The sequence below is a fragment of the Aeromonas sp. S16(2024) genome, assembly GCF_041403065.1.
Classification (GTDB): Bacteria; Pseudomonadota; Gammaproteobacteria; order Enterobacterales; family Aeromonadaceae; genus Aeromonas.
In genome coordinates this window covers 58,181-80,935 of record NZ_JBGLQX010000008.1, presented here as the reverse complement: position 1 = coordinate 80,935, position 22,755 = coordinate 58,181, and the positions used below count along the sequence as shown (strand labels likewise).

The window sequence follows — 22,755 nt, the reverse complement described above, 5'->3', positions numbered from 1 at the left end:
CTCCCGAGGCCATCCATGCAGAACGAGGTCTTCTCTCATGAGTAACTCCGCCCGCCAGCAGAGTATCTGGTACCGACTGCACATCGACCTGCCGCTGCTGCTCGGCCTGCTGGCGCTGATGACCCTCTCCATGGTGGTGCTCTACTCCGCCTCGGGCCAGGACTTTGACTCCATAGTGCGCCAGCTGGTGCGTGGCGGCCTCGCCTTTGGCCTGATGATAGGCCTGGCCCAGCTGCCCCCCTCCCTCTATGCCCGCTGGTCCGTGCCCCTGTTCACCCTGGTGGTGCTGCTGCTCATCGCGGTGGATGTGTTCGGCCATATCGGCAAGGGGGCCCAGCGCTGGCTGGATCTCGGTTTCATGAAGTTCCAGCCCTCCGAGGTGATGAAGCTCTCCATGCCCATCATGGTGGCCGCCTGGCTCAGCCGCCATTCGCTGCCCCCCAAGTTCAGCCATGTGATGATAGCCCTGGTGATGGTGCTCTTGCCCACCCTACTCATCGCCGCCCAGCCCGATCTCGGCACCTCCATCCTGGTGGCGGCCTCCGGCTTCTTCGTCATCTTCCTGGCCGGGATCAGCTGGTGGCTCATCGGGCTGGCTGTGCTGCTCATCACCGCCTTTATGCCGGTGCTCTGGTTCTTCCTGATGCACGACTACCAGCGCCAACGGGTGCTGATGCTGCTGGACCCGGAGAAGGACCCCCTCGGGCGCGGCTACCACATCATCCAGTCCAAGATAGCCATCGGCTCCGGCGGCGTGTTCGGCAAGGGTTGGCTGCAAGGCACCCAGTCTCAACTCGAATTTTTACCAGAACGGCATACCGACTTTATCTTTGCGGTGTTCAGCGAGGAGTTCGGCTTGGTGGGGGTGGCCCTCTTGCTGGTGATCTACCTCTATATCATCAGCCGCTGCCTCTTTATCTCCATGCAGGCCCAGAACAGCTTCGAGCGCCTGCTCGGCGGCGCCCTGACCCTCACCTTCTTCGTCTATGTGTTCGTCAACATGGGCATGGTGAGCGGCATACTCCCTGTGGTGGGGGTGCCCCTGCCCCTGGTGAGCTATGGCGGCACCTCCATGGTGACCCTGATGGCGGGCTTCGGCATCCTGATGTCCATCCAGACTCACAGACGACTGCTGGCCTGATGAGAGCTGGTTGGCTGGCGCTCTGGGCCTGTTCGCTCACGGCGGGGGCGAGCGTCTCCCCCGAGCGGCTGGTCCAGCTCGCCGAGCAGCAATCCGTGCCGCTGGCCGAGTTGCAAGCTGCCGCCGCCCAGGCGCGGCTGCGCCAGGAGGTGCTCGACACCATCAGCCGTCCCTGGGAGGCCAAGCCCTGGCATCGCTACCGGCCGCTGTTCGTCACCCCGGAGCGGATCCGGGACGGGGTCGGCTTCTGGCAACGCCACGCCGCCACCCTGACCAGGGCCGAGCAGCACTACCGGGTGCCAGCCTCTCTCATCGTCGCCATCATCGGTATCGAGACCTTCTATGGCCGCCAGATGGGCCGCCATCCGGTGCTCGACAGCCTCTACACCCTGGGGTTCCACTACCCCGCCCGTGAGGAGTTCTTCGCCAAGGAGTTCGCCCAGCTGGTGCTGCTTGCCCGGGAAGAGCAGTGGCCACTCACCGCTCTCAAGGGCTCCTATGCTGGCGCCATGGGCATGGGCCAGTTCATGCCCTCCAGTTACCGCCACTACGCCGTCGATTTTGACGGGGATGGCAAGCGGGATCTGTTTGCCAACCCGGCGGACGCCATCGGCAGCGTGGCCAACTACTTCGCCGAGCACCGCTGGCGCTGGGGGGAATCCGTCGTGGAACCCGCCTTGATCGGATTGGCGCCTGTGGGTACCCTGCTGAGGCCAGAGCCCGAGCTCAAGCAGCGCTGGGCCGAGCTGGCCGCCGCCGGGATCGAGCTCGCCACCCCGCTGGCACCGGACACGCCGGTCAAACTGCTGGCATTGGATCAGGCAGACGGGCCCGAATACTGGGTCGCGCGCCACAATTTTTATGTGATCACCCGCTACAACCGCAGCCCCCTCTATGCGATGGCGGTGCATCAACTCAGTCAAGCCATCCAGGACGCTTATGCATTACAGCCACAAACTTCTCCCCCTCAGCCTGACCTTGTTGCTGGCCGCCTGTAGCAGCCAACCGGAGCAGGCTCCCCCGCCGCCGGTCCAGGTGCAGCCGGAAAAACCCCAGGTGATCGAAATCCCCCAGGCGACCGGTGCCATCCCGCGCCCCGAGCCCATGAGCGAGAGCGGCAACCGGGACTACTGGATCGGCAAGCAGAAGTACGAGGTGTGGCGCGACATCAAGCACTACAGCGAGGAGGGCACCGCCAGCTGGCTGTCCCGGGATCTCGATGGCAACAAGACCGCCAACGGCGACGTGCAGGACAGCACCCTGTTCAGCGCCGCCCACCGCAACCTGCCGCTGCCGAGCTATGTGCGGGTCACCAACCTGGACAACGGGCTGGAGACCATAGTGCGAGTCAACGATCGCGGCCCCTTCGGCAGCGAGCGCCTGATCGATCTCTCCCATGCCGCGGCCAAACAACTGGAGATGGTCGACGGGGGCGAGGCCAGGGTACGTCTCGAGCTCATCACCGATCAGCCGGATCAGATGGTCGAGATGGTGCCCATGACGCCGATGCAACCCATGCAGCCGGCCGCCCAGGAGGCCGCCTTCCTGGGTGAGGCCCAGCCAGCGGCTGCAACCACAGTCCCCCCGGCCAAGGCCGCTCCCGCGGCGGCCGCCACGGCGACCAGCACCCTCTCCACGCCCAAGGCCGCCACCGGCCAGGGCAAGATGATCCAGGTGCTGGCCAGCGGCTCCCAACCCAGGGCCGAGGCCATGGGCAAGGTGATGACCCAGCGCTACGGCGTGCCCTACCAGGTGGTGGCCCATGACGCCATCTTCCGGGTGCTGCTGGGACCGGTCGCCGCCGATCAGCAGGCAAGCCTGCTGGAACAGATCCGGCAGGGGGGGCTGGAGCAGGCCTTTATCGTTCCTTGATAGCAACAGATCACAACCTCATACAGGCGTCACGTCGTTTCCCGGCGTGACGCCGACAACCGATGGATAAAAAACCAGACCAGATGGCACGCCGGACTATGACCGACCGGCACATCTGGTATAGTGGAGCCCGCTTTTTTTCAACTTGGGTAATCCCCATCCAGGCACCAGGAATTTCAAGATGTCCAAATTTGCCCGTTCCGTTATTCTGGCCTCCCTGCTAAGCGCGACCGCCCAGGCCAACCAGCCGGTACCGACGCCGGATTCGGCTCTGCCGACTGCCCAGCCGGTCCCCACCCTGAACAGCGCCCCCATGGTGGTGCCTGCCGCGCCGGAGATCTCCGCCAAGGCCCATATTCTGATCGACTACTTCTCCGGTCAGGTGCTGGCCGAGCAGAACGCCGACGAGCGTCTGCCCCCCGCCAGCCTGACCAAGATGATGACCTCCTACATAGTCGGCAACGAGCTGCTGAAGGGGAACATCAAGGGCACCGACATGGTGACCATCAGCCAGAACGCCTGGTCCAAGAACTACTCCGACTCCTCCAAGATGTTCATCGAGGTAGGCAAGCAGGTCTCCGTCGATGATCTCAACAAGGGCATCATCATCCAGTCCGGCAACGACGCCTGCGTCGCCATGGCCGAACACCTGGCGGGCAGCACCGACTCCTTCGCCAGCCTGATGAACTCCTGGGCCGCCAAGCTCGGCATGAAAGACTCCCAGTTCAAGAACCCTCACGGTCTGGATGAAGAGGGTCACTACAGTACGGCTCGCGACATGGCCCGCCTGGGTCAGGCCCTGATCCACGATCAACCTGAGGAGTACAAGATCTACTCCCAGAAATCCTTCGTGTTCAACGGCATCACCCAGCACAACCGCAACCGCCTGCTGTGGGATCAGTCCCTGCAAGTGGATGGCATCAAGACAGGTCACGTCAGCCAGGTCGGCTACAACCTGGTCTCCTCCGCCACCAACAACGAGGGCATGCGCCTGATCGCCGTGGTGCTGGGCGCCAACAGTGAAGGCTCCCGCGCCGCCGAGAGCAAGAAGCTGCTCACCTACGGCTTCCGCTTCTTCCAGAGCCTGACCCCCTACAAGGCGGGTACCGAGCTGGTGACCCAGAAGATCTGGATGGGCGACAAGTCCGAAGTGAAACTCGGGGTCGATCAGGATGTCTCCGTGCTGGTCACCCGTGGCCAGGGCAACAACCTGAAGGCGGACTTCCAGCTTGAGAGCGAGCTGAAGGCCCCGCTGGCCAAGGGTCAGCGCGTCGGTACCGTGTTCCTCAAGCAGGGTGACAAGGAGATCAAGCAGGTTCCGCTGGTCGCCCTGGAAGAGGTGCAGGAAGGTGGCCTGATGAGCCGTCTGTGGGATTACCTGGTGATGCTGGTCGCCAGCTGGTTCAAGTAATCTACCGCACAATCCCGACCAAGCAGCGGCGCCAACAGGCGCCGCTGCTGTCTTTACCGCATCATGGCAGTGAATAACCCTGCAATCTGCAGGTTCCGCCGACGCGCCATTTGTGGTAAAAAGCAGCATTCCCACGTCCTGTCGACCTGGCGGGCTTGATCCCGCGCCGGGCAGTGCCCATATAAGATGGAGCCGTGCCCATGGTTGACGCGACTGGCGGCCCGAGTCCTTCGGCCAGACAAGATGCAAGATGAAGTCGTTTCGTGACGACGCTAAAGGTGAGTGAGATGAATACCAAGTTTGATGAGCTGCTGGAGTTCCCCTGCAAGTTCCCGTTCAAGGTGCTTGGCGTGGCCGATCCCGCCCTGCCGGATCAAGTGGTTGAAGTGCTGCAGCAACATGCCCCCGGTACTTACAGCCCCACCGTTCAGCCCAGCTCCAAGGGCAACTACCACTCTGTCCGCGTAACCGTGACGGCCCAGAGCAAGGAGCACATCGAAGCGATGTATCACGCCCTTGGCAAGATCGAGCTGGTGAAATACGTACTGTAATTTCTCTCTCGCCCCGCCATCGGGGCGAGCGATTATTTGCCATTCTGTTTTGCCGACGCAAGCGCCCGTCAGTGAGGAAAGATGTCATCACAGATCCCCGCCCAGCCACGGCTGTTAGTCAGACAGTTGGGCCGTCGCCCCTACCAGCCGGTGTGGGACGCCATGAAGGCCTTCACCGACAACCGCACCAGCGAGACCCCCGACGAGTTCTGGGTGGTTGAGCACGATCCCGTCTACACCCAAGGCCAGGCCGGCAAGGCCGAGCATCTGCTCGCCCCCGGTGACATCCCCGTGGTGCAGAGCGATCGCGGCGGCCAGGTGACCTATCACGGTCCCGGCCAGCTGGTGCTCTATGTGCTGGTGGATGTGCGCCGCAGCAAGCTCTCGGTGCGCGAGCTGGTGACCTGCCTGGAAACCGCCATCATCAACACCCTGGCCAGAAGCGACATCCAGGCCTATGCCAAGGCCGATGCCCCCGGCGTCTACGTGAAGAACGATCTCGGCATCGAGGCCAAGCTCGCCTCCCTGGGCCTGCGGATCCGCAAGGGCTGCTCCTTCCACGGACTCGCCCTCAATATCAACATGGACATGACCCCCTTCCTGCGCATCAATCCGTGCGGTTATGCGGGCATGGCCATGACCCAGACCAGCGCCCTGGGCGGCCCGCAGAGCGTGGCCGAGGCGCAATCCATCCTGGTGATGGAGCTGGCCAGCCTGATTGGCTATGAAAAGATCACGAATACCGAAGAGGCAGCATGAGCAAGCCCATGCCGCGTGGCCATGAGGGCCCCGAGAGGACCCTGATGGCTATCAATCAGACAATAACAAACACCGAGAGTGAATCATGAGCAAACCCGTTCGTATGGAGCCGGGCGTCAAGCTGCGCGATGGCGACAAGATGGCCCTGATCCCGGTGAAATTCATGCCGGATCCCAACGAGGAAGTGCTGCGCAAGCCGGACTGGATGCGGATCAAGCTGCCGCCGTCGAGCCAGAAGATCGAGCACATCAAGAGCACCCTGCGCAAGAACAAGCTGCACTCGGTCTGTGAAGAGGCCTCCTGCCCCAACCTGGCGGAGTGCTTCAACCACGGCACGGCCACCTTCATGATCATGGGCGCCATCTGCACCCGCCGTTGCCCCTTCTGCGACGTGGCCCACGGCCGCCCGCTGGCACTGGATCCCGAAGAGCCGAAGAAGCTGGCGCTCACCATCAAGGAGATGGGGCTGAAATACGTGGTCATCACCTCGGTGGACCGCGACGATCTGCGCGACGGTGGTGCCCAGCACTTCGCCGACTGCATCAAGCAGATCCGCGAGCACAGCCCCCAGACCCGCATCGAGATCCTGACCCCGGACTTCCGCGGCCGCATGGAGCAGGCGCTGGAGGTGTTCCGCGAGACGCCCCCTGACGTGTTCAACCACAACCTGGAAACCGCCCCGCGCATGTACCGGGTCGCCCGCCCGGGTGCCGACTACAAGTGGTCTTTGGAGCTGCTGCGTCGCATCAAGGAGATGCACCCCCATGTGCCGACCAAGTCCGGCGTCATGATGGGTCTGGGCGAGACCAACGAAGAAATCGTGCAGGTACTCAAGGATCTGCGCGAGCACGGCGTCAACATGCTGACCCTGGGTCAGTACCTGCAGCCGAGCCGCCACCACCTGCCGGTGAAGCGCTACGTGCCGCCCGCAGAGTTCGACGAGCTCAAAGACGTCGCCATGGGGCTGGGCTTCTCCCACGCCGCCTGCGGCCCCTTCGTGCGCTCCTCCTACCACGCGGATCTGCAGGCCAAGGGAGAAGAGGTCAAATAACCTCGCCCGGAAAGAGAGGTCAAATGATCTCGCCCGAAAGAGGGGTCGAATAACCTCTCCAGCTAAAAGAAGAGCGCCCAAGGGCGCTCTTCTTGTTGAACATGTCGGACTCGACACGCCCGACCAACCCCTTGGCTAATTCCCGGTTCCGGGGTTAAGGTGGCGACTCCCTTTCCTTGAGTGACACTCAGATGCCAACCCCTATCGTTCGTCTGATCCCCATGGATGAGGCGGCTTTCCCCGCCTATCGCGACTACTTCATCGACGACTACGCCCAGGATCTTGCCAGCAATCACGGGCTGACCCTGGCCGATGCCCGCCAACAAGCCGAGGCTTCCTTGCTGCAACACCTGCCCCAAGGAGCCGCCACGCCGGGCCAGAGCCTGCTCTGCATCATCCCTGTGAGTGACAATGTCGGGAGTTCAGTCGCACCGATGGCGGGCATTGCCGGCTATCTCTGGCACAGCATCGACAGCGCCGCCCACACCACCTTTGTCTATGACTTCTACACACTCCCGACCCATCGCGGACTGGGATATGGCAAGGCCGCCATGGCGGTGCTGGAGAGCGAGTTGAAGTGCCTTGGCGTCGGCCAGATCAAGCTGAGAGTCGCCTATGACAATCCGAGGGCCAGGGCGCTCTACGAAGAGATAGGCTTTCACATCACGGGCTACAACATGGCCAAGACGCTGGGTTGATGGCTCCCGCCATCGACCCTCTTCCCGGTTTCAGTTCGCGCGGGCACTCAGAGCGAGATCCCGGAAAACGACATGAAACCGAGCGACATCAGCCCCGCCACTATGAAGGTGATGCCGATGCCTCGCAGCCCTTCCGGCACGTCCGAGTACTTCATCTTCTGGCGCAGGCCCGCGATGGCGACTATGGCCAGCAGCCAGCCTAGCCCCGACCCCGCCCCGTAGATCACGGATTCGATAAAATCGTAATCCCGCTGGGCCATGAAGATGACGCCGCCGAAGATGGCGCAGTGCACCGTCAACAGCGGCAGGTAGATCCCCAGGGCCTGATGGAGCGCCGGGAAATGCTTGTCCAGCACCATCTCCATCACCTGCACCAGGGCCGCCAGCACCCCTATGTAGATGATGAAATCGAGAAAGCCGAGATCAAATTCCCCGAGGAAGGTGCTGTCCGGACGCAGTATATGGCGGTAGATCAGGTTGTTGAGGGGAATGGCGATCACCATGACCACCAGCACCGTCATGCCAAGGCCGAAGGCGGTGTTGATGTTCTTCGACACTGCTAGGAAGGTACACATGCCGAGAAAGAAGGCCAGGGCCAGGTTTTCCACAAAGATCGACTGAATAAACAAATTGACGTAATAGTCCATGAAGGCTGCTCACCACTTGATTGTGCAAAGAGAGGATCCGTCCCTGACCAGGGGCCAGCGGCGGGAACCGGATGACAGTCAGCACGGGCGCGAACGCAGACGACAGGGGTCGGCGGATCAACAGACAGGGATCAGCGACAGAGACGGCGTGTGCCCGGCGAGGGGAGGGACGCTAGTCGCCGTGGCAGAAGCGATATTGCAGGTGATGGCAGAGCAGTTGCCGCTGGTGCAGATGACCAAGGCAGCCCGGTAATTGCCTGAGGTAGATGAGGGGCTGGAAGAACAGCAGGCCGCAGAGCCAACCCAGGATCTCGTGCTGGAACCAGGCCAGCAGCATCTGGTAGAGATCCGGGTCGATAGCACCTTCCAGCCGCCGCCCCTGCTCGAAGCTGAGCCGCCACTGGGAGGCGGGAGGCAGGCTGACGCTGTCGGCCAACCCCGACGCAGGAGGCTCGTGCAACTGCATCGAGGATGTCGATGTCCCCTGGGCCGACAGCGCGGGCGCACTGAGCCCTGCCGCGGCAGAGGCGGCAAGCCACAGCAGGCAGGCGACGGCGAGCGCCATCGGCCAGCGCAATGGTCGACCAAGGGGTAGCAAGGGGACAGGCTCCTTGAAAAGGCAAGGGGTTGAACGGGGCCGAATATATCACAATCCCTCCTTATATTGAATTTTGGCCTCAGCTAACCGACAACATTCGATACAAACAACCTGTTTTTCCCACAAAGCGGGCATTTAACACCCTCAAGGAAAACAGCGGGGAACGACTCCCATCCCCACCCCTTGAGCCCCATTCAGTGAGGGCATAGCCGCTCTCGCAACAAAAACGGCCACCCCAGGGTGACCGTTTTTGTTGCCGGGCATGGCGACTGCCCACTAGAGACCGGCGGCCTCCAGATGCTCCACCAGCAGCTGAACGCTGCGATTGCCGCGCCACTCGTTGACGTCGAGCCGGTAGACCAGCCGCACCCGTTTCACCGAGGCATCGGGCCAGCGCTTGAGATCCACCCCGAAGGCGATGGCATCCACCGCATGACCGGTATCCGTGGTCAGCATCATCTTGAGGTGTTTCTCCCCCACCAGCCGCTGCGCCACCAGCACGAACTCGCCGTCGAACAGCGGCTCGGGGAAGGCCTGACCCCAGGGGCCGGAGGCGCGGATGAGCTCCGCCAGCTCCAGGCTGAGCTCGTCCGGCAGCAGCTCGCCATCGGTGAGCAGCACCCCGGTCAGCAGCTCCGGGGTCACCAGCTCGGCGATGACGGCTTCAAACGCCCGGCCGAACGCCTCGATATTGGCCTTGGGCAGGGTCAGCCCGGCCGCCATGGCGTGGCCGCCAAACTTGCCCATCAGGCCGGGATGGCGGGTATCGAGCAGCTCGAGGGCGTCGCGCAGGTGCACCCCGGGGATGGAGCGGCCCGAACCCTTGAGCTCGGTGTCGCTGCTCTGCGCAAACGCGATCACGGGTCTGTAGTACTTCTCCTTCACCTTGGAGGCCACCAGCCCCACCACCCCCTGATGCCACTCGTCCCTGTGCAGCACTATGCCGGAGGGGACTTCGCCATCACGAAAACGGATCTGCTCCAGGGTGGCGAGGGCCTCCTGCTGCATCCCCTGCTCTATCTCCTTGCGCTCCTGATTGAGGCTGTCCATCTCGGCCGCAAGCTGGCGCGCCAGGTTGATGTCATCGCTGAGCAGACAGGCGACCCCGAGGGACATGTCATCGAGCCGGCCCACCGCATTGAGGCGGGGCCCCAGGGCAAAGCCGAGATCGGCGGCGCACAGGCGGCGGCCATCACGGCCGGAGACATCCACCAGCGCCTGGATGCCGGGGCGGCAGCGACCGGCCCGGATCCGTTGCAGCCCCTGATGGACCAGGATGCGGTTGTTGCCATCCAGCGCCACCACGTCGGCGACGGTGCCAAGCGCCACCAGATCGAGATAGTCCGCCACATTGGGGGCGCGAATGCCCTGGCGATCATACCAGCCGCTCTGGCGCAGGTGGGTGTTGAGGGCCGCCATCAGATAGAAGGCCACCCCGACCCCGGCCAGGGACTTGGAGGGGAAGTCGCAACCACGCTGGTTGGGGTTCACTATCGCATCGGCATCAGGCAGATCCTGGCCCGGCAAGTGGTGATCGGTAACCAGTACCCGCATCCCGGCCGCCTTGGCCGCCGCCACCCCGGCAATGCTGGAGATGCCGTTGTCCACAGTGATCAGGAACTCGGCGCCCCGTGCCACCGCCAGCTCGACGATTTCGGGGGTGAGGCCGTAGCCGAACTCGAAGCGGTTGGGCACCAGAAAGTCGACGTGATGGCCCCCCATGGCCCGCAGCGCCAGCACACACAGGGCCGAGCTGGTGGCGCCGTCGCAGTCGAAGTCGCCGACGATCAGGATGCGCTGCTGCGCCGTCAGGGCATCCGCCAGCAGGGGCACCGCCTGCTCCATGCCGAACAGGCGCTGGGGCGGCAGCAGCTGGCTGGCGCTGCGCTCCAGCAGGGCGGGATCCTCCACGCCGCGGCTGGCGAAGATTTGACGAAGCAGTGGGTGCAAAGTAGCGGGCAGATGGGAATCATCAACTCGCGGACGACGACGGATTTGCAGGGGCATTGATGTGATCCAGTATCTTGAGCAGTTGTTCAGGGCTCTGATATCCCCGCACCAGATCCCCGTTTGGCAGGACCCAGCTCGGTGACGCCTTGATCCCGAGCCACTGGCTCAGGCCGATATGATGGGCAAGGATCTCATTACATCCGGCCGCAGGCAAACGATCACTGAGACTGAGTTCACCCAGGAGCGCGGGATCGCACCAGAGCGCCTGCGTCTCGGCCAGCTTGGCGAAAGGCGCAGCCAGGGGCAGCACCTGCACGCTCACCCCTCTGGCCTGCAACTGGGGCAGCTCGTCCAGAACGGCGTGACAGCGGCGGCAGCCGAGATCGGTAAACAGGGTAACACGGTAGTGCTCGTTTGGTGCCTTGAGCCAGAGCCGTGCCTCGCCTACTTGCTCCAGCGCCAGCCGGCGCTGCTGTTGCTGGCTCAGGCGGGTGAGATTTTGCATGTCGTGGGCCAGATCCAGCATGGAGCCCTGCAGCACATAGTCGCCTTTGGCATCGCTGTAGATCAGCCCCTGGGCCGTGCCCAGCAGATAGAGACCCGGCACCGGGGTCTCGTCCACCAGGAAGACCTGCACCCCGAGCCGCTGCCCTATGGTCTGTTTCAACAGCTGGGGGTCCATCCCCGCACTGGCAGCAAAGGTGCACAGCAGCATCATTCCCAGCAGTAAATGTCGCACTTGATTGCTCACTTAGCATGATTGAATGGATTCATAAGGTAACTCAGTACACATCCTTGTCCCAACACCTTAATCAGAGATTTGTTAATAGAACCTGCCGCAAAAAAATCCCGACCTGACAGGTTGCCAATTGGGCTAAGGCCCAGCAAGCTAATCAGGACGACGGGAGACACCATGGTCATCCCTCTGTTTTATTGATGTTTTATCGTTCAAGTAGCGATGCGGTCAGACCGCATGCTGTCCGTTTTTAGGGGGAAAAATGAGTCTGATTAAAGAGTTCAAGGCCTTTGCGGCCAGAGGCAACGTCATCGACATGGCGGTCGGTATCATCATAGGTGCCGCCTTCGGCAAGATAGTCTCCTCCTTCGTGGGCGACGTCATCATGCCTCCCATCGGCCTCATCCTGGGGGGAGTGGACTTCAGCGACCTCGCTGTCACCCTGAAGGCCGCCGAAGGTGACATCCCGGCCGTGGTCATCGCCTACGGCAAGTTTATCCAGACCTGCATCGACTTCCTGATCATCTCCTTCGCCATCTTCATGGGGCTCAAGGCCATCAACACCCTCAAGAAGAAGCAGGAAGAAGAGCAAGCCGCCGCGCCAGCCGGCCCGACCAAGGATCAGGAATTGTTGACCGAGATCCGCGATCTGCTCAAATCCCAGCAGGGAAAATAAGCGCCAGCTCCTGTCGTGCAGTGATGAAAAAAACGCCGCTTGGCGTTTTTTTTGTTTGCAGCCGGGGCAAGTCAAGCCCGGGGATGGTGCTCCCCATGGAGCGCCTTGAGCCGCTCGTTGGCTACATGGGTGTAGATCTGGGTGGTGGAGAGATCCGCATGTCCCAGCAGCATCTGCACCACCCGCAGATCGGCGCCGTGGTTGAGCAGATGGGTGGCAAAGGCGTGGCGCAGGGTGTGGGGGGAGAGTTCCCCCCTGATCCCCGCCCGCTGGGCATAGAGCTTGATGCGATGCCAGAAGGTCTGGCGGGTCATCATCCTGGCCTGCTTGGAGGGGAAGACCACGTCCGAGCTGGTGCCCCCCAGCAGCAGGATGCGGGCCTCCCTGTAGTAGCGCTCCAGCCAGTACACCGCCTCCTCCCCCATGGGCACCAGCCGCTCCTTGTTGCCCTTGCCCACCACCCGCACCAACCCCTGGCGCAGGCTGACATGCTCGGCGGTGAGCCCCACCAGCTCGGAGACCCGCAGCCCGGTGGCATAGAGCAGCTCGAGCATCGCCTTGTCCCGCAGCTCCAGCGGATCATCCACCAGGGGCGCCGTGAGCAGCGCATCCACCTCGGCCTCGCTCAAATCGGAGGGGAGCTTCTTGGGCAACTTGGGCCCCTCCAGCAGCACTGTCGGGTCGTCGCTGCGCAATTTTTCCCGATTGAGATACTGATAGAAGCGGCGCAGGGCCGAGAGGAAGCGGGCCGTGCTGCTGGCCGCAAACTGCTGGTCAACCCGCCAGGCGAGGTAGTGCTGGATGTCGTCCATCCCCGCCAGCAGCAGGGAGCCCCCCTGCCCATCGAGCCAGAGGGCAAACTTTTCCAGATCCGAGCGATAGGAGCTGACCGTATTGTCGGACAGTCCCCGCTCCAGCCAGAGGGCATCGAGGAAGGGCTCGATCAGGGGATGGTTGTGCACGGCAGGGGCTGGCTTGGTCATGGGGTGTCGGTCTTGGGCAAACGGTGGCCCATTGTAGCCTGCCAGGCCGGCGCGCACATCAGGGGCTTGCGCTTCCCCGGCAGGCATAGCAGGCGGTGAAGCACGAGGGGCAATCTGCTAGACTGGCGCCCTCACTCGGGCGGTCCAACCCATGGTTGCCCGACCCCCCCTTGCCTACTGCGATCAAGAGAAGAGCGATGAAGATAGGTTTGTTTTACGGCTCAACCACCTGCTACACCGAGATGGCCGCCGAGAAGATCCGCGCCCTCATTGGCCCCGAGCTGGTTGATCTCCACAACATCAAGGATGTACCCCTGGCCCGCATGCAGGAGTACGACATCCTGATCCTCGGCATCTCCACCTGGGACTTCGGCGAGCTGCAGGAAGATTGGGAATCCCGCTGGGAAGACATCAAGGATGTGCCTCTGGAAGGATGCATCATCGCCCTGTTCGGCATGGGCGATCAGCTGGGGTACGGCGAGTGGTATCAGGATGCTCTTGGCCTGTTGCACGATCAGCTGGTGCCCAAGGGGGTCAGGCTGGTGGGTTACTGGCCCAACGAGGGGTACGAGTTCGATGCCTCCAAGGCACTGATCGACGATGGCCGTCACTTCGTCGGCCTGGCCCTCGATGACGCCAATCAGTACGACCAGACCGAATCCCGCATCGAGCAGTGGGTCGATCAGATCCTGAATGAGATCCACGAGCTGCTGTGATCCAGGTAGCTTGCATGTTCGATGATCCCTTGGATGCGGAGCGACGATGGCCACCATCTTGTCGTCGGCCTGGCCCTCGATGACGCCAATCAGTACGACCAGACCGAATCCCGCATCGAGCAGTGGGTCGATCAGATCCTGAATGAGATCCACGAGCTGCTGTGATCCCGCCTGGCGGCGCCAAAGAGCGTCGACGGCCCGGCGTCCTCATCGAGCACCGAAAGCGGTGTTGATCTCCCCTGCCGGCAGCCGACCACACTGGCTGCCGGGCGCAGTTATCGCACCGATTATCTCGAACGGTATCATCGTCTGACGCTATAGCGACTTTTTACTGCTGGTCTGCAACAATGGGTTCGACACCCTATAACAACCTAACACCCGGTGTCGGAAGCAAACGGACAGATCAGAAAAGGAAATTCTATGACCTCATTCTCCCTGTTGGCCCCCACCATAGCCCGCGACGTGCTCGATCACGCGCTGGCGCTGGGTGCCGACTTCGCCGAGCTGTTTGTGGAGCGCAAGCGCCGCAGCCAGCTCAGCCTGCTCTCCAGCCAGATAGAGAACATCAGCGGCGGCCTCGATTTCGGCATAGGCGTGCGCCTGTGCTACGGCCACAAGGTGCTCTACGGCTACACCAACCTGGCCAGCCGCGACGAGCTGCTGCGCATCGTCAGCCTGCTGGCGGCCAAGGACAGGCGTGACCCCGTGGTCACCGCCACCGCCTTCGATTTCACCCGATTGACCGATCGCAACCCGGTAGCGTTGCCGCTCTCGGCCGACAAGCAGCTGGAGCAGAAGATTGCCTATCTGCACGCCATGGATGCGGTGGCTCGCGCCGAAAGCAGCAAGGTGAGCCAGTTCTCCGGCAACGTGCTGGGCTGGGAGCAGGAGGTGGAGATCTTCAACAGCGAAGGGCTGCAGGTGAGCGATCGCCGCCACTACAACCGCATCATGGCCCAGACCATCGCCGTTGAGGGGGGCGAGCAGAGCGTGGGCTATGAGGCGCCCGGCGCCCTGATGGGCTGGGAACACGCAGATCGTATCGATCCGCGCGAGCTGGCGCTCACCGCCACTCGCCAGGCACTGGTGAAGCTGGGTGCAGCCCCCTGCCCGAGCGGCACCCTGCCGGTCATCATGGAGAGCGGCTTTGGCGGCGTCATCTTCCACGAGGCCTGCGGCCATCTGCTGGAGACCACCTCGGTCGCCAAGAAGGCCTCGGTATTCCACGACAAGATGGGCCAGCTGATCGCCAATCCGGCGGTCAGCGCCGTGGATGAAGGCTTGCAGAGCAACGCCTGGGGCTCCATCAACGTCGATGACGAAGGGATGGCGACCCAGCACACCCAGCTCATCAAGGACGGCGTGCTGACCGGTTTTCTGGTGGACAGAATGGGCGCCCTCAAGACAGGCCATGCCCGCACCGGCTCGGGAAGGCGCGAATCCTACAAATACGCCCCCACCTCGCGCATGCGCAACACCTATATCGAACCGGGCAGCCACAGCCTCGACGATATGCTGGCCACCGTCGAGCACGGCATCTACGCCAAGAAGATGGGGGGCGGCTCGGTGCAACCGGGTACCGGCGAGTTCAACTTCAACGTGCAGGAAGCCTATCTCATCGAGCACGGCAAGATCACCCGCCCGCTCAAGTCGGCGACCCTGATCGGCACCGGCCCGCAAGTGCTCAAAGAGATCTCCATGGTCGGGCGCAATCTGGCGCTGGCCGCCGGTATGTGCGGCTCCGTCTCGGGCTCTGTGCCCACCTCTGTCGGCCAACCCGCCTTGAAAGTTGACAAGATACTGGTAGGAGGGAACGCCTGATGAGCACACTCGACATGAACCAACTGCTCACCCGCCTGCTGGAGAAGGTCGCGGACCTTGGCGCCGAGGCGGACGTCATCGCCAATCAGGACAAAGCCTTCTCCCTCAAGGCCGACAAGGGGGAGCTCGGGGAATACAAGGTCACCAGCAGCCAGCAGCTCGGCATTCGTCTCATCAAGGATGGACGGGTCGGCATCGCCTACTCGGAATCCCTCGATGAGGCGGCCCTCGATGCCATGCTGCAGGATGCACTGGATGCCAGCCGCTTTGCCAAGGTGGACCCGGATCAGCGCATCTCGGTTGCCGGCAGCCGGATCAGCACCGACTGCGCCGAAATAAACCAGCCCGATACCACGGCGGTGGAGGAGAAGATCGCCCTGGCCCTGCGCCTGGAATCTGACATGCTGGCCATGCCCGATGTGACCGGGGCCCCCTACAACAGCTTCTTCGAGGGGGAGAGCCGCCTCTGGCTCGCCAACAGCCTGGGCAGCCTCTGCCAGCACAGTGAATTCAGCGTCGGCTGCTATACCTCGGCGCTGGTAGAGCGGGATGGCCGCCAGTCGATGCACTCGCAAGGGCAGTATGGCCGCCGCTTCGACGAGCTCGACAGCCAGGCCCTTATCGAACAAATCTACGCCATCGCCGATGGCCTGCTGCCCGGTGAAGCGGTGCCGAGCGGTCGCTACAGCGCCATTTTCAGCACCAACTGCTTCGCCAGCCTGTTTGGCTGCTTCCAGGGGGCGCTGTCGGGCAAGTGGGCCCAGCAGGGGATCAACCCCTGGCGAGACAAGGTGGGACAGAGCGTGGCGTCACGCTGGCTCACCCTGGAAAGCAGGGCCTATATGCCGGGCGGCATGAACATCAAGGCGTTCGATGGCGAGGGGACAGCCACCTCGGATCTGCTGCTGATTGGCGAGGGGGAGCTGAAAACCCTGCTGCACAACAGCGCCACCGCCCGCCACTTCGGCGTGACGAGCAACGGCTCGGCGGCCCGCAGCGCCCGCAGCGCGCTGGATGTAACCGCCCGCCATCTGGTGTTTGGCACAGGTCCTCACAGCGAGGGCGAGGTGCAGAGCGGCGACTATCTGGAGCTGCTCAAGCTGGACGGTTTGCACTCCGGTGCCGATGCGGTGAGCGGCGACTTCTCGTTCGGCGCCTCGGGGTTCCTGTGCCGGGACGGCGTTCGCGTCCAGCCGGTGCGCGGCATCACGGTGGCGGGTAACTTCTACCGCCTGCTCGGGGAGCTGGAAGCGGTCGGTGACACCCTGCATCACAACGATGGCAAGGGATTCTACGCGCCGCTGATCCGCATTGGCGGGCTGAACATCGCAGGCAAGTGACTGTATCTAGCGGGAAAAGCAGTTATCTTCCCCATCCAAAAGCGGCGCCATCAGGCGCCGTTTTTTCATTGATGGCGCCCCTGTTCGGCCACTCCTACCCTCAAAGAGCCACCGACCGCATCGGCCGGAACATGCTGGAGAATACGAAGATGGACAACACCCTGGTCTGGGCCGACATTCCGACACGGGATCTGGATCGTGCCATGGACTTCTACTCGGCCCTGCTCGATGTGCAGGTCACCCCCATACAGGAGGAGGAGATGCGTTTTGCCATGCTGCGCTACGATGGCAGCAACGCGGCGGCCTGTCTCGGCCCCATGGACAAATACCACCAGCCCGGTGGCGCCGGTCCCCTCATCTATCTCTCCCTGGGTGACAGGCTGCAGGAGGCCGAGCAGCTGGTTCCCCGGCTCGGCGGGCGGGTGCTCGAACCCCTGCACTCCATCGGCAGCGGCCACGGCTCACGGGTCATCATAGAGGATACCGAAGGCAACTGGCTGGCCCTCTATGCCCCGCCCGCCCCTTGAGTCACATAAACAATAACGGCGACCCTGGGGTCGCCGTTATTGTTACCGAGCGTCTCGCAGAAGCGATCAGGCTTCGGGATTGAGGCGGGTCGGCATGCCGGTACGCTGTTCCAGCACCTGCTTGACCACGTTGGAATCGCTGTCCATGTGGGCGATGAAGCGGGTGGTGGCCGGGGTCATGGGGAGCGGCACCGAGGCGGTGGAGTTGAACTCCTCCTCGGTACGCGACAGCGGCTCGTGCACTTCCATGTAACGACCGCCATCCGGCTCGACCGTGGTCTTGACCGGCTGGTTGACGAACTGGACGCGGGTGCCGACCGGCACGTTGTCGAACAGGTACTTGATGTCATCGGCGCGCAGACGCACGCAGCCGCTGCTCACCCGCAGGCCAATGCCGAAGGTGGCGTTGGTGCCATGGATGGCATACAGGTTGCCGATATAGAGGGCGTGCAGGCCCATGGGGTTGTCCGGACCGGCCGGCCAGACCGCAGGCAGTGTCTTGCCCTGGGCGGCGTAACGGCGACGGATGTTCTCGGTCGGGGTCCAGGTCGGGTTGGCGCGCTTGCGCTCAACCTTGGTGATCCAGTTCTCCGGGGTGTTGACCCCCAGCTGGCCGATGCCGATGGGCAGCACCTGCACCACGTTCTTGCCTTTCGGGTAGTAGTAGAGACGCATCTCGGCCACGTTGATGACGATCCCCTCGCGCGGCGCATTCGGCAGGATCAGCTGATGCGGAATGGTCAGCTTGCTGCCCGGCGTCGGCAGATAGGGGTCGACGCCCGGATTCGCTTCCATGATGTTGGTCAGGCCCAGCTGGAAGTCGGCGGCGATCTGCTCCAGCGGACGATTGTCTGCGGGCACCACGTATTCCTGGTTCTCACCGATCAGACGGCTGTTGGCGGCTGGCAGCGCGTATTCAACGGCGGCGGCCTGCTGGCTGACCAGGGTCAGAGTGCAAAAAAGGGCCGAAGCGGCAATGCGAAGGGGATTCATAAAATTCCTGTATGGTTTCCTGTACCTGTTGGCCTGAAGCCGGTTCATCCTCGGTCTGCCCCTTGTCACGAGTCGCTCTCGCCCGAGGCCAATACCGAGCGCGCATTCTTTCCCGAGTCGGACAAAATTTCAACTTGAAGAGGGGGCTTTTTCGCGGAAAAGATCCATTCTCCCCCCAACAATCGACCGTATCGGGTGCCTGTTACCCTAACATCGCCAATCTGAGCGCAAAATGAACATGCATCCGGCCCGCCACCCTAGCGCCAAATTGCATGATGGCGCCGTCACGAGTACAATCTCGCACCCCTTTTATCAGGAGTATCGAGTCATCTCGTGCTCTGGGTGTACCTCATCGGGTGGCCGTGCGTCGAGTACGGTCGCACCATGCCGATGACCCTATACGGCGCCATCAGGTGGCGCCGTCCTGATTTGCAATCAGACAGAAAGAGTCCAACATGTTCAGACCAGAATTGCTCTCCCCCGCCGGGACCCTCAAGAATATGCGTTACGCCTATGCCTATGGCGCCGACGCCGTCTATGCGGGCCAGCCGCGCTACAGCCTGCGGGTACGCAACAACGAATTCGATCACGAGAATCTGCAGCTCGGCATCAACGAAGCCCACGCGCTGGGCAAGCAGTTCTATGTGGTGGCCAACATCCAGCCCCACAACTCCAAGCTCAAGACCTTCATCCGCGACATGCGCCCCGTGGTGGACATGAAGCCGGATGCGCTCATCATGTCAGACCCCGGCCTCATCATGATGATGCGCGAAGCCTTCCCGGAGATGCCCATTCACCTCTCGGTGCAGGCCAACGCGGTCAACTGGGCCACGGTGAAGTTCTGGCATCAGATGGGCCTGACCCGCGCCATTCTCTCCCGCGAATTGTCCCTCGACGAGATCGAAGAGATCCGCATGCAGGTGCCCGAGATGGAGCTGGAAGTCTTCGTCCACGGCGCGCTGTGCATGGCCTATTCGGGCCGCTGCCTGCTCTCCGGCTACATCAACAAGCGCGACCCCAACCAGGGCACCTGCACCAACTCCTGCCGCTGGGAGTACAAGGTGCACGAGGGCAAGGAAGATGACGTGGGCCAAATCGTCCACCGTCAGGAGCCCATCGCCGTGCGCCCGGACAACACCCTTGGGCTCGGCAAGCCGAGCGATGCCCTGGTGCTGCTGGAAGAGTCCAACCGCCCCGGCGAGTACATGACGGCGTTCGAGGACGAGCACGGCACCTACATCATGAACTCCAAGGATCTGCGCGCCGTCGAGCACGTGGAGCGCCTGACCAAAATGGGAGTGCACTCCCTGAAGATCGAAGGCCGCACCAAGTCCTTCTACTACTGCGCCCGTACCGCCCAGGTCTATCGCAAGGCCATCGACGATGCGGTCGCCGGTCGTCCGTTCGATCCGACCCTGATGGGCACCCTCGAGAACCTGGCCCACCGCGGCTACACCGAGGGCTTCCTGCGCCGTCACAACCACAGCGAGTACCAGAACTACGACTACGGCTACTCGGTCTCCGACACCCAGCAGTTCGTCGGCGAGATCACCGGTCGCCAGGGCGACATGGTGGAAGTGGAAGTGAAAAACAAGTTCCTGGTGGGCAACAGCCTGGAGCTGATGACGCCGCAGGGCAACGTCAGCTTCAACCTGGAGCAGATGCAGAACCGCAAGGGCGAGCTTATCGACACCGCGCCGGGCAACGGCCACGTTGTCTATGTGCCCGTCCCCAAAGAGATCGACGTCAACTACGGCATACTGCTGCGCAACCTGGGCGATCGTCAGGACACCCGTCAGCCCCACTCGGCGGCCTGAGATGGCGCTGCTCATCACCGACAAGTGCATCAACTGTGACATGTGCGATCCCGAGTGTCCGAACCAGGCCATCAGCCTGGGGGAGAAGATCTACGAGATAGATCCGGATCGCTGCACCGAGTGCGTCGGCCACTATGAGAAGCCCACCTGCATCAGCGTCTGCCCTATCGATTGCATCATCTGGGATCCCGCCCACGTGGAGACCGAAGAGCAGCTGATGGACAAGTTTGTGCTGATGCACAGGCAGTAGTGCCGGACCTGCGGGTCATCCAGAAATAGAAAAAGCCGGGCATGCCCGGCTTTTTCTATTGCGCTACAACCCACTCAGGGCTTGACCAGCTTCTGCAGCGCCTCAAGCTCGCGTTGGGCCTCCAGCAGCTCGGCCTGGGACTCCTCCAGCTTGACCTGCTTCTTGGCGATCTTGTCCGGCTTGCCAGAGACCCGGGCGCTCTGCAGATCCGCCAGGCGCTCCTCCACCTCTTGCTTCTGCTTGGCGACCTTCTCTTGCTGCTCCTCGACGAGGCCGGCATCGGTGCAATGGGTCTCGATGTTGCGCAGGGCCTGCTCCAGGCCCGCCACCTGCTCGGCGTTATCGTGCGCCCGGGCGAAGCTCAACTGCTCGGTCACTGCCTGATGCCTGGCCTTGCAGCCGACGTTTTCACTGCCATAGGCCTGTCCGGCCAACAGCAATAATCCTATTCCGGCAATCTTCCACATAACGACCTCTTTGCTCTGTCATACTGGATGGCCGCCTATGAAACCTGACTCATCCCCCGAGGTCAAGGCACAGGGAAAGGGCTACGACAGAGTTTGCACTGGGTCATGCCGCCGCCATGCCGGCGACGCTACAATGCCCCTTTCAACCCGGAGAGTCCCATGAAGCAACAGATCGTCATCATCGCCAACGGTGCCCCCTATGGCAGCGAAACCCTGTTCAATGCCCTGCGCCTGGGGATAGCCCTCAACGAGCAGGAAGACATCGACCTGAAACTCTTCCTGATGTCAGACGCAGTCAGCGCCGCCCTGGCGGGCCAATCCCCCGCCGAGGGTTACAACCTTCGCCAGATGCTGGAGATCCTGCTGGCACAGGGCACAGTCATCCGGCTGTGCAAGAGCTGCACGGACGCGCGGGGCATCACGGCCCTGCCCCTCATCGAGGGCATAGAGGTAGGCACCCTGCCCCTGCTTGCCCAGTGGACTCTGGCGGCCGACAAGGTGCTGACCTTCTAGGGATCAGGGCTCGGCCCGGACCAGCGCAGGGCGTGAGGTCCGGGAACTCAGGCCATAGAGCATCAGGATCGCCAGGCAGAGCAGCGCCATGCAGCCATAGAGCCAGCTGCCCCCCCAGTTGGCCAGGATCCAGCCCCCCAGCAGGGCACCGATGGCGATCCCGAGCCCGGACATGGAGGCCGCCCCGAAGTAACTGCCCTTGAGGTGCTCCGGCGCCATCTGATCGACCAGCACATTGAGCAGTGGGAACAAGATGCACTCGCCGATGCTGAGCAGGATCACCGCCACTATCCAGTGCCACCAGATGGCGGTATCCCCGAGCGCGAACTGCAGCTGGGCGCTGAGGAAGAAGGCGACCCCGAGCTGCAGTCGGCGCTTGATAGACCAGTTGGCGGTCAGGTGCAGCAGCGGGAACTGCAGGATCACTATGGTCAGCGCATTGGTGCTCACCAGCCAGCCGATGAGGCGCTCCACCTCAGGGGTGCCCGCCCGGGTCAGGTATTGGATGAGCGGTGACTCGAACTGGGCATAGACCAGCATCAGCAGCATGTTGGCCATCGTCAGCAGCAGGAAGCCCCTGTCCTGCCAGAGCACCCGCAGCACGGCGCGCATGCCCGGGCCGGCGGCATGGCTTGGCTGACAGGCGGCCAGTCGAAAACCGACGAAGAAGATGAAGCCGAGCAGCAGATAGCTGGCACTGAGCAGCAGGAAAGTCTCCTGCCGAGCGCTCAGGCCGTAGCTGACCCCGAGCAGGGGACCGATGGCCGCCCCCAGGTTGAGCAGAAAGTAACGCAGGTGCAGCGCCAGCTCGCGGGCCTTGGGCTCGGCCAGGCTGTCGGCCATCAGCGCCTTGCCAGGGGAATCGATGAGCCCGTAGGAGAGCCCGCTGCCGATCACCCCGAGAGCCAGCCAGATCACCTGATGGGAGAGGCCGAGCAAGGCGACGCTCAGGGCGGACACCAGGCAGCCGAACAGCAGTATGTTGCGCCGCCCCCACTTGTCCGACAGCCAGCCGCCATAGAAGCTGACCAGGGTGGAGAGGGCCGCCGTGGCCCCCAGGATGAGGCCGATCAGGGTCGCCGAGAGGCCATAGTCGCGATAGAGCAGGATGGAGAGAAAGGGCCAGACCATGAAGAAGGTGGTGCGCACCATGAAGGTGCCCAGGATGACGATCCAGACTAACGGGGGAAACTGCCTGAGATAGGCCCATGACATGCTGCACTTCCTTTTGACAACGT

General features: G+C 62.7%; 24 protein-coding genes and 1 pseudogene. 17 read left to right on the top strand and 8 right to left on the bottom strand.

Annotated elements, in window-relative coordinates; genetic code table 11:
* Positions 1-37: 37 nt before the first annotated feature.
* From rodA to ACB030_RS08035, 8 genes are all read left to right on the top strand, one after another.
* Positions 38-1,141, top strand: a complete 1,104-nt coding sequence (gene rodA / locus ACB030_RS08070) for a rod shape-determining protein RodA (protein ID WP_371158913.1) — start codon at positions 38-40, stop codon at positions 1,139-1,141.
* Positions 1,141-2,139: a lytic murein transglycosylase B gene (gene mltB, locus ACB030_RS08065; protein WP_371158912.1), complete on the top strand. Its 999-nt coding sequence runs from the start codon at positions 1,141-1,143 to the stop codon at positions 2,137-2,139. Before rodA ends, mltB begins: the two co-directional genes overlap by 1 nt.
* Positions 2,081-3,013, top strand: a complete 933-nt coding sequence (locus tag ACB030_RS08060; protein ID WP_371158911.1) for a septal ring lytic transglycosylase RlpA family protein — start codon at positions 2,081-2,083, stop codon at positions 3,011-3,013. The genes mltB and ACB030_RS08060 overlap by 59 nt, the downstream gene beginning before the upstream one ends.
* A gap of 181 nt (positions 3,014-3,194) precedes the next feature.
* The gene (locus tag ACB030_RS08055; RefSeq protein ID WP_205642279.1) at positions 3,195-4,424 is read left to right on the top strand and encodes a D-alanyl-D-alanine carboxypeptidase family protein; all 1,230 of its coding nucleotides are present in this window, start codon (positions 3,195-3,197) and stop codon (positions 4,422-4,424) included.
* Positions 4,425-4,711: 287 nt separating this feature from the next.
* The gene (ybeD, locus tag ACB030_RS08050; protein WP_025326087.1) at positions 4,712-4,975 is read left to right on the top strand and encodes a DUF493 family protein YbeD; all 264 of its coding nucleotides are present in this window, start codon (positions 4,712-4,714) and stop codon (positions 4,973-4,975) included.
* A gap of 81 nt (positions 4,976-5,056) precedes the next feature.
* Positions 5,057-5,734, top strand: a complete 678-nt coding sequence (gene lipB, locus ACB030_RS08045; RefSeq protein WP_371158910.1) for a lipoyl(octanoyl) transferase LipB — start codon at positions 5,057-5,059, stop codon at positions 5,732-5,734.
* An 85-nt stretch (positions 5,735-5,819) separates the two neighbouring features.
* On the top strand, positions 5,820-6,785 hold the full coding sequence (gene lipA, locus ACB030_RS08040) for a lipoyl synthase (protein ID WP_025326085.1): 966 nt from the start codon (positions 5,820-5,822) through the stop codon (positions 6,783-6,785).
* A gap of 191 nt (positions 6,786-6,976) precedes the next feature.
* Positions 6,977-7,483 (top strand): GNAT family N-acetyltransferase, encoded by a 507-nt coding sequence (locus ACB030_RS08035; protein WP_371158909.1) that lies wholly within the window; start codon positions 6,977-6,979, stop codon positions 7,481-7,483.
* Between the two features lie 47 nt (positions 7,484-7,530).
* On the opposite strand, the gene nqrE is transcribed toward ACB030_RS08035, so the two are convergent.
* The 4 genes from nqrE to ACB030_RS08015 all read right to left on the bottom strand — a co-directional run bounded on the left by nqrE (position 7,531) and on the right by ACB030_RS08015 (position 11,417).
* Positions 7,531-8,130 (bottom strand): NADH:ubiquinone reductase (Na(+)-transporting) subunit E, encoded by a 600-nt coding sequence (gene nqrE / locus ACB030_RS08030; RefSeq protein WP_371158908.1) that lies wholly within the window; start codon positions 8,128-8,130, stop codon positions 7,531-7,533.
* A 172-nt stretch (positions 8,131-8,302) separates the two neighbouring features.
* Positions 8,303-8,728, bottom strand: a complete 426-nt coding sequence (locus ACB030_RS08025; RefSeq protein ID WP_371158907.1) for a hypothetical protein — start codon at positions 8,726-8,728, stop codon at positions 8,303-8,305.
* 276 nt (positions 8,729-9,004) lie between these two features.
* The gene (gene recJ / locus ACB030_RS08020; RefSeq protein WP_371158906.1) at positions 9,005-10,735 is read right to left on the bottom strand and encodes a single-stranded-DNA-specific exonuclease RecJ; all 1,731 of its coding nucleotides are present in this window, start codon (positions 10,733-10,735) and stop codon (positions 9,005-9,007) included.
* A complete protein-coding gene (locus ACB030_RS08015; protein WP_371158905.1) occupies positions 10,701-11,417 on the bottom strand; it encodes a disulfide isomerase DsbC N-terminal domain-containing protein in 717 nt (238 codons plus the stop codon). The genes recJ and ACB030_RS08015 overlap by 35 nt, the downstream gene beginning before the upstream one ends.
* Positions 11,418-11,676: 259 nt before the next feature.
* On the opposite strand from ACB030_RS08015, the gene mscL reads away from it, so the two are divergent.
* Positions 11,677-12,090: a large-conductance mechanosensitive channel protein MscL gene (gene mscL, locus ACB030_RS08010; protein WP_371158904.1), complete on the top strand. Its 414-nt coding sequence runs from the start codon at positions 11,677-11,679 to the stop codon at positions 12,088-12,090.
* A gap of 71 nt (positions 12,091-12,161) precedes the next feature.
* Here the strand turns inward: mscL and xerD are convergent, their stop codons facing one another.
* On the bottom strand, positions 12,162-13,073 hold the full coding sequence (xerD, locus tag ACB030_RS08005) for a site-specific tyrosine recombinase XerD (protein ID WP_371158903.1): 912 nt from the start codon (positions 13,071-13,073) through the stop codon (positions 12,162-12,164).
* A 197-nt stretch (positions 13,074-13,270) separates the two neighbouring features.
* On the opposite strand from xerD, the gene fldB reads away from it, so the two are divergent.
* The 5 genes and pseudogenes from fldB (at position 13,271) to ACB030_RS07980 (ending at position 17,477) form a co-directional block, all read left to right on the top strand.
* Positions 13,271-13,789: a flavodoxin FldB gene (gene fldB, locus ACB030_RS08000; RefSeq protein ID WP_371158902.1), complete on the top strand. Its 519-nt coding sequence runs from the start codon at positions 13,271-13,273 to the stop codon at positions 13,787-13,789.
* 63 nt (positions 13,790-13,852) lie between these two features.
* Positions 13,853-13,954 (top strand): annotated as a pseudogene (locus ACB030_RS07995) (flavodoxin FldB); the annotation flags it as partial.
* Positions 13,955-14,209: 255 nt separating this feature from the next.
* A complete protein-coding gene (locus tag ACB030_RS07990; RefSeq protein ID WP_371158901.1) occupies positions 14,210-15,610 on the top strand; it encodes a TldD/PmbA family protein in 1,401 nt (466 codons plus the stop codon).
* The gene (locus ACB030_RS07985) at positions 15,610-16,950 is read left to right on the top strand and encodes a TldD/PmbA family protein (protein WP_371158900.1); all 1,341 of its coding nucleotides are present in this window, start codon (positions 15,610-15,612) and stop codon (positions 16,948-16,950) included. The genes ACB030_RS07990 and ACB030_RS07985 overlap by 1 nt, the downstream gene beginning before the upstream one ends.
* 131 nt (positions 16,951-17,081) lie before the next feature.
* Entirely contained in the window at positions 17,082-17,477 is a 396-nt protein-coding gene (locus ACB030_RS07980) for a VOC family protein (RefSeq protein WP_162519240.1), read from the top strand.
* Between the two features lie 66 nt (positions 17,478-17,543).
* On the opposite strand, the gene ACB030_RS07975 is transcribed toward ACB030_RS07980, so the two are convergent.
* Positions 17,544-18,470 carry a L,D-transpeptidase family protein gene (locus ACB030_RS07975; protein WP_005326662.1) on the bottom strand — a complete coding sequence of 309 codons (927 nt, stop codon included), beginning with the start codon at positions 18,468-18,470 and terminating at the stop codon, positions 17,544-17,546.
* Positions 18,471-18,925: 455 nt separating this feature from the next.
* On the opposite strand from ACB030_RS07975, the gene yegQ reads away from it, so the two are divergent.
* The gene (gene yegQ, locus ACB030_RS07970) at positions 18,926-20,287 is read left to right on the top strand and encodes a tRNA 5-hydroxyuridine modification protein YegQ (protein WP_371158899.1); all 1,362 of its coding nucleotides are present in this window, start codon (positions 18,926-18,928) and stop codon (positions 20,285-20,287) included.
* 1 nt (position 20,288) lies between these two features.
* The gene (locus tag ACB030_RS07965) at positions 20,289-20,537 is read left to right on the top strand and encodes a YfhL family 4Fe-4S dicluster ferredoxin (RefSeq protein WP_005326658.1); all 249 of its coding nucleotides are present in this window, start codon (positions 20,289-20,291) and stop codon (positions 20,535-20,537) included.
* Between the two features lie 74 nt (positions 20,538-20,611).
* On the opposite strand, the gene ACB030_RS07960 is transcribed toward ACB030_RS07965, so the two are convergent.
* Positions 20,612-21,004 carry a DUF1090 domain-containing protein gene (locus tag ACB030_RS07960; protein ID WP_371158898.1) on the bottom strand — a complete coding sequence of 131 codons (393 nt, stop codon included), beginning with the start codon at positions 21,002-21,004 and terminating at the stop codon, positions 20,612-20,614.
* A 159-nt stretch (positions 21,005-21,163) separates the two neighbouring features.
* Here ACB030_RS07960 and ACB030_RS07955 point away from each other — a divergent pair, with 159 nt between their 5' ends.
* Positions 21,164-21,517, top strand: coding sequence for a DsrE/DsrF/TusD sulfur relay family protein (locus tag ACB030_RS07955; RefSeq protein ID WP_371158897.1), 354 nt, complete (start codon positions 21,164-21,166; stop codon positions 21,515-21,517).
* Between the two features lie 3 nt (positions 21,518-21,520).
* On the opposite strand, the gene ACB030_RS07950 is transcribed toward ACB030_RS07955, so the two are convergent.
* Positions 21,521-22,732, bottom strand: a complete 1,212-nt coding sequence (locus ACB030_RS07950; RefSeq protein ID WP_371158896.1) for an MDR family MFS transporter — start codon at positions 22,730-22,732, stop codon at positions 21,521-21,523.
* Positions 22,733-22,755 lie beyond the last annotated feature (23 nt).

Coding starts and splice junctions, on each gene's coding strand:
- rodA (WP_371158913.1), top strand. CDS start 38: ATGAGTAACTCCGCCCGCCAGCAGAGTATCTGGTACCGACTGCACATC.
- mltB (WP_371158912.1), top strand. CDS start 1,141: ATGAGAGCTGGTTGGCTGGCGCTCTGGGCCTGTTCGCTCACGGCGGGG.
- ACB030_RS08060 (WP_371158911.1), top strand. CDS start 2,081: ATGCATTACAGCCACAAACTTCTCCCCCTCAGCCTGACCTTGTTGCTG.
- ACB030_RS08055 (WP_205642279.1), top strand. CDS start 3,195: ATGTCCAAATTTGCCCGTTCCGTTATTCTGGCCTCCCTGCTAAGCGCG.
- ybeD (WP_025326087.1), top strand. CDS start 4,712: ATGAATACCAAGTTTGATGAGCTGCTGGAGTTCCCCTGCAAGTTCCCG.
- lipB (WP_371158910.1), top strand. CDS start 5,057: ATGTCATCACAGATCCCCGCCCAGCCACGGCTGTTAGTCAGACAGTTG.
- lipA (WP_025326085.1), top strand. CDS start 5,820: ATGAGCAAACCCGTTCGTATGGAGCCGGGCGTCAAGCTGCGCGATGGC.
- ACB030_RS08035 (WP_371158909.1), top strand. CDS start 6,977: ATGCCAACCCCTATCGTTCGTCTGATCCCCATGGATGAGGCGGCTTTC.
- nqrE (WP_371158908.1), bottom strand. CDS start 8,130: ATGGACTATTACGTCAATTTGTTTATTCAGTCGATCTTTGTGGAAAAC.
- recJ (WP_371158906.1), bottom strand. CDS start 10,735: ATGCCCCTGCAAATCCGTCGTCGTCCGCGAGTTGATGATTCCCATCTG.
- mscL (WP_371158904.1), top strand. CDS start 11,677: ATGAGTCTGATTAAAGAGTTCAAGGCCTTTGCGGCCAGAGGCAACGTC.
- xerD (WP_371158903.1), bottom strand. CDS start 13,073: ATGACCAAGCCAGCCCCTGCCGTGCACAACCATCCCCTGATCGAGCCC.
- fldB (WP_371158902.1), top strand. CDS start 13,271: ATGAAGATAGGTTTGTTTTACGGCTCAACCACCTGCTACACCGAGATG.
- ACB030_RS07990 (WP_371158901.1), top strand. CDS start 14,210: ATGACCTCATTCTCCCTGTTGGCCCCCACCATAGCCCGCGACGTGCTC.
- ACB030_RS07985 (WP_371158900.1), top strand. CDS start 15,610: ATGAGCACACTCGACATGAACCAACTGCTCACCCGCCTGCTGGAGAAG.
- ACB030_RS07980 (WP_162519240.1), top strand. CDS start 17,082: ATGCTGGAGAATACGAAGATGGACAACACCCTGGTCTGGGCCGACATT.
- ACB030_RS07975 (WP_005326662.1), bottom strand. CDS start 18,470: ATGAATCCCCTTCGCATTGCCGCTTCGGCCCTTTTTTGCACTCTGACC.
- yegQ (WP_371158899.1), top strand. CDS start 18,926: ATGTTCAGACCAGAATTGCTCTCCCCCGCCGGGACCCTCAAGAATATG.
- ACB030_RS07965 (WP_005326658.1), top strand. CDS start 20,289: ATGGCGCTGCTCATCACCGACAAGTGCATCAACTGTGACATGTGCGAT.
- ACB030_RS07960 (WP_371158898.1), bottom strand. CDS start 21,004: ATGTGGAAGATTGCCGGAATAGGATTATTGCTGTTGGCCGGACAGGCC.
- ACB030_RS07955 (WP_371158897.1), top strand. CDS start 21,164: ATGAAGCAACAGATCGTCATCATCGCCAACGGTGCCCCCTATGGCAGC.
- ACB030_RS07950 (WP_371158896.1), bottom strand. CDS start 22,732: ATGTCATGGGCCTATCTCAGGCAGTTTCCCCCGTTAGTCTGGATCGTC.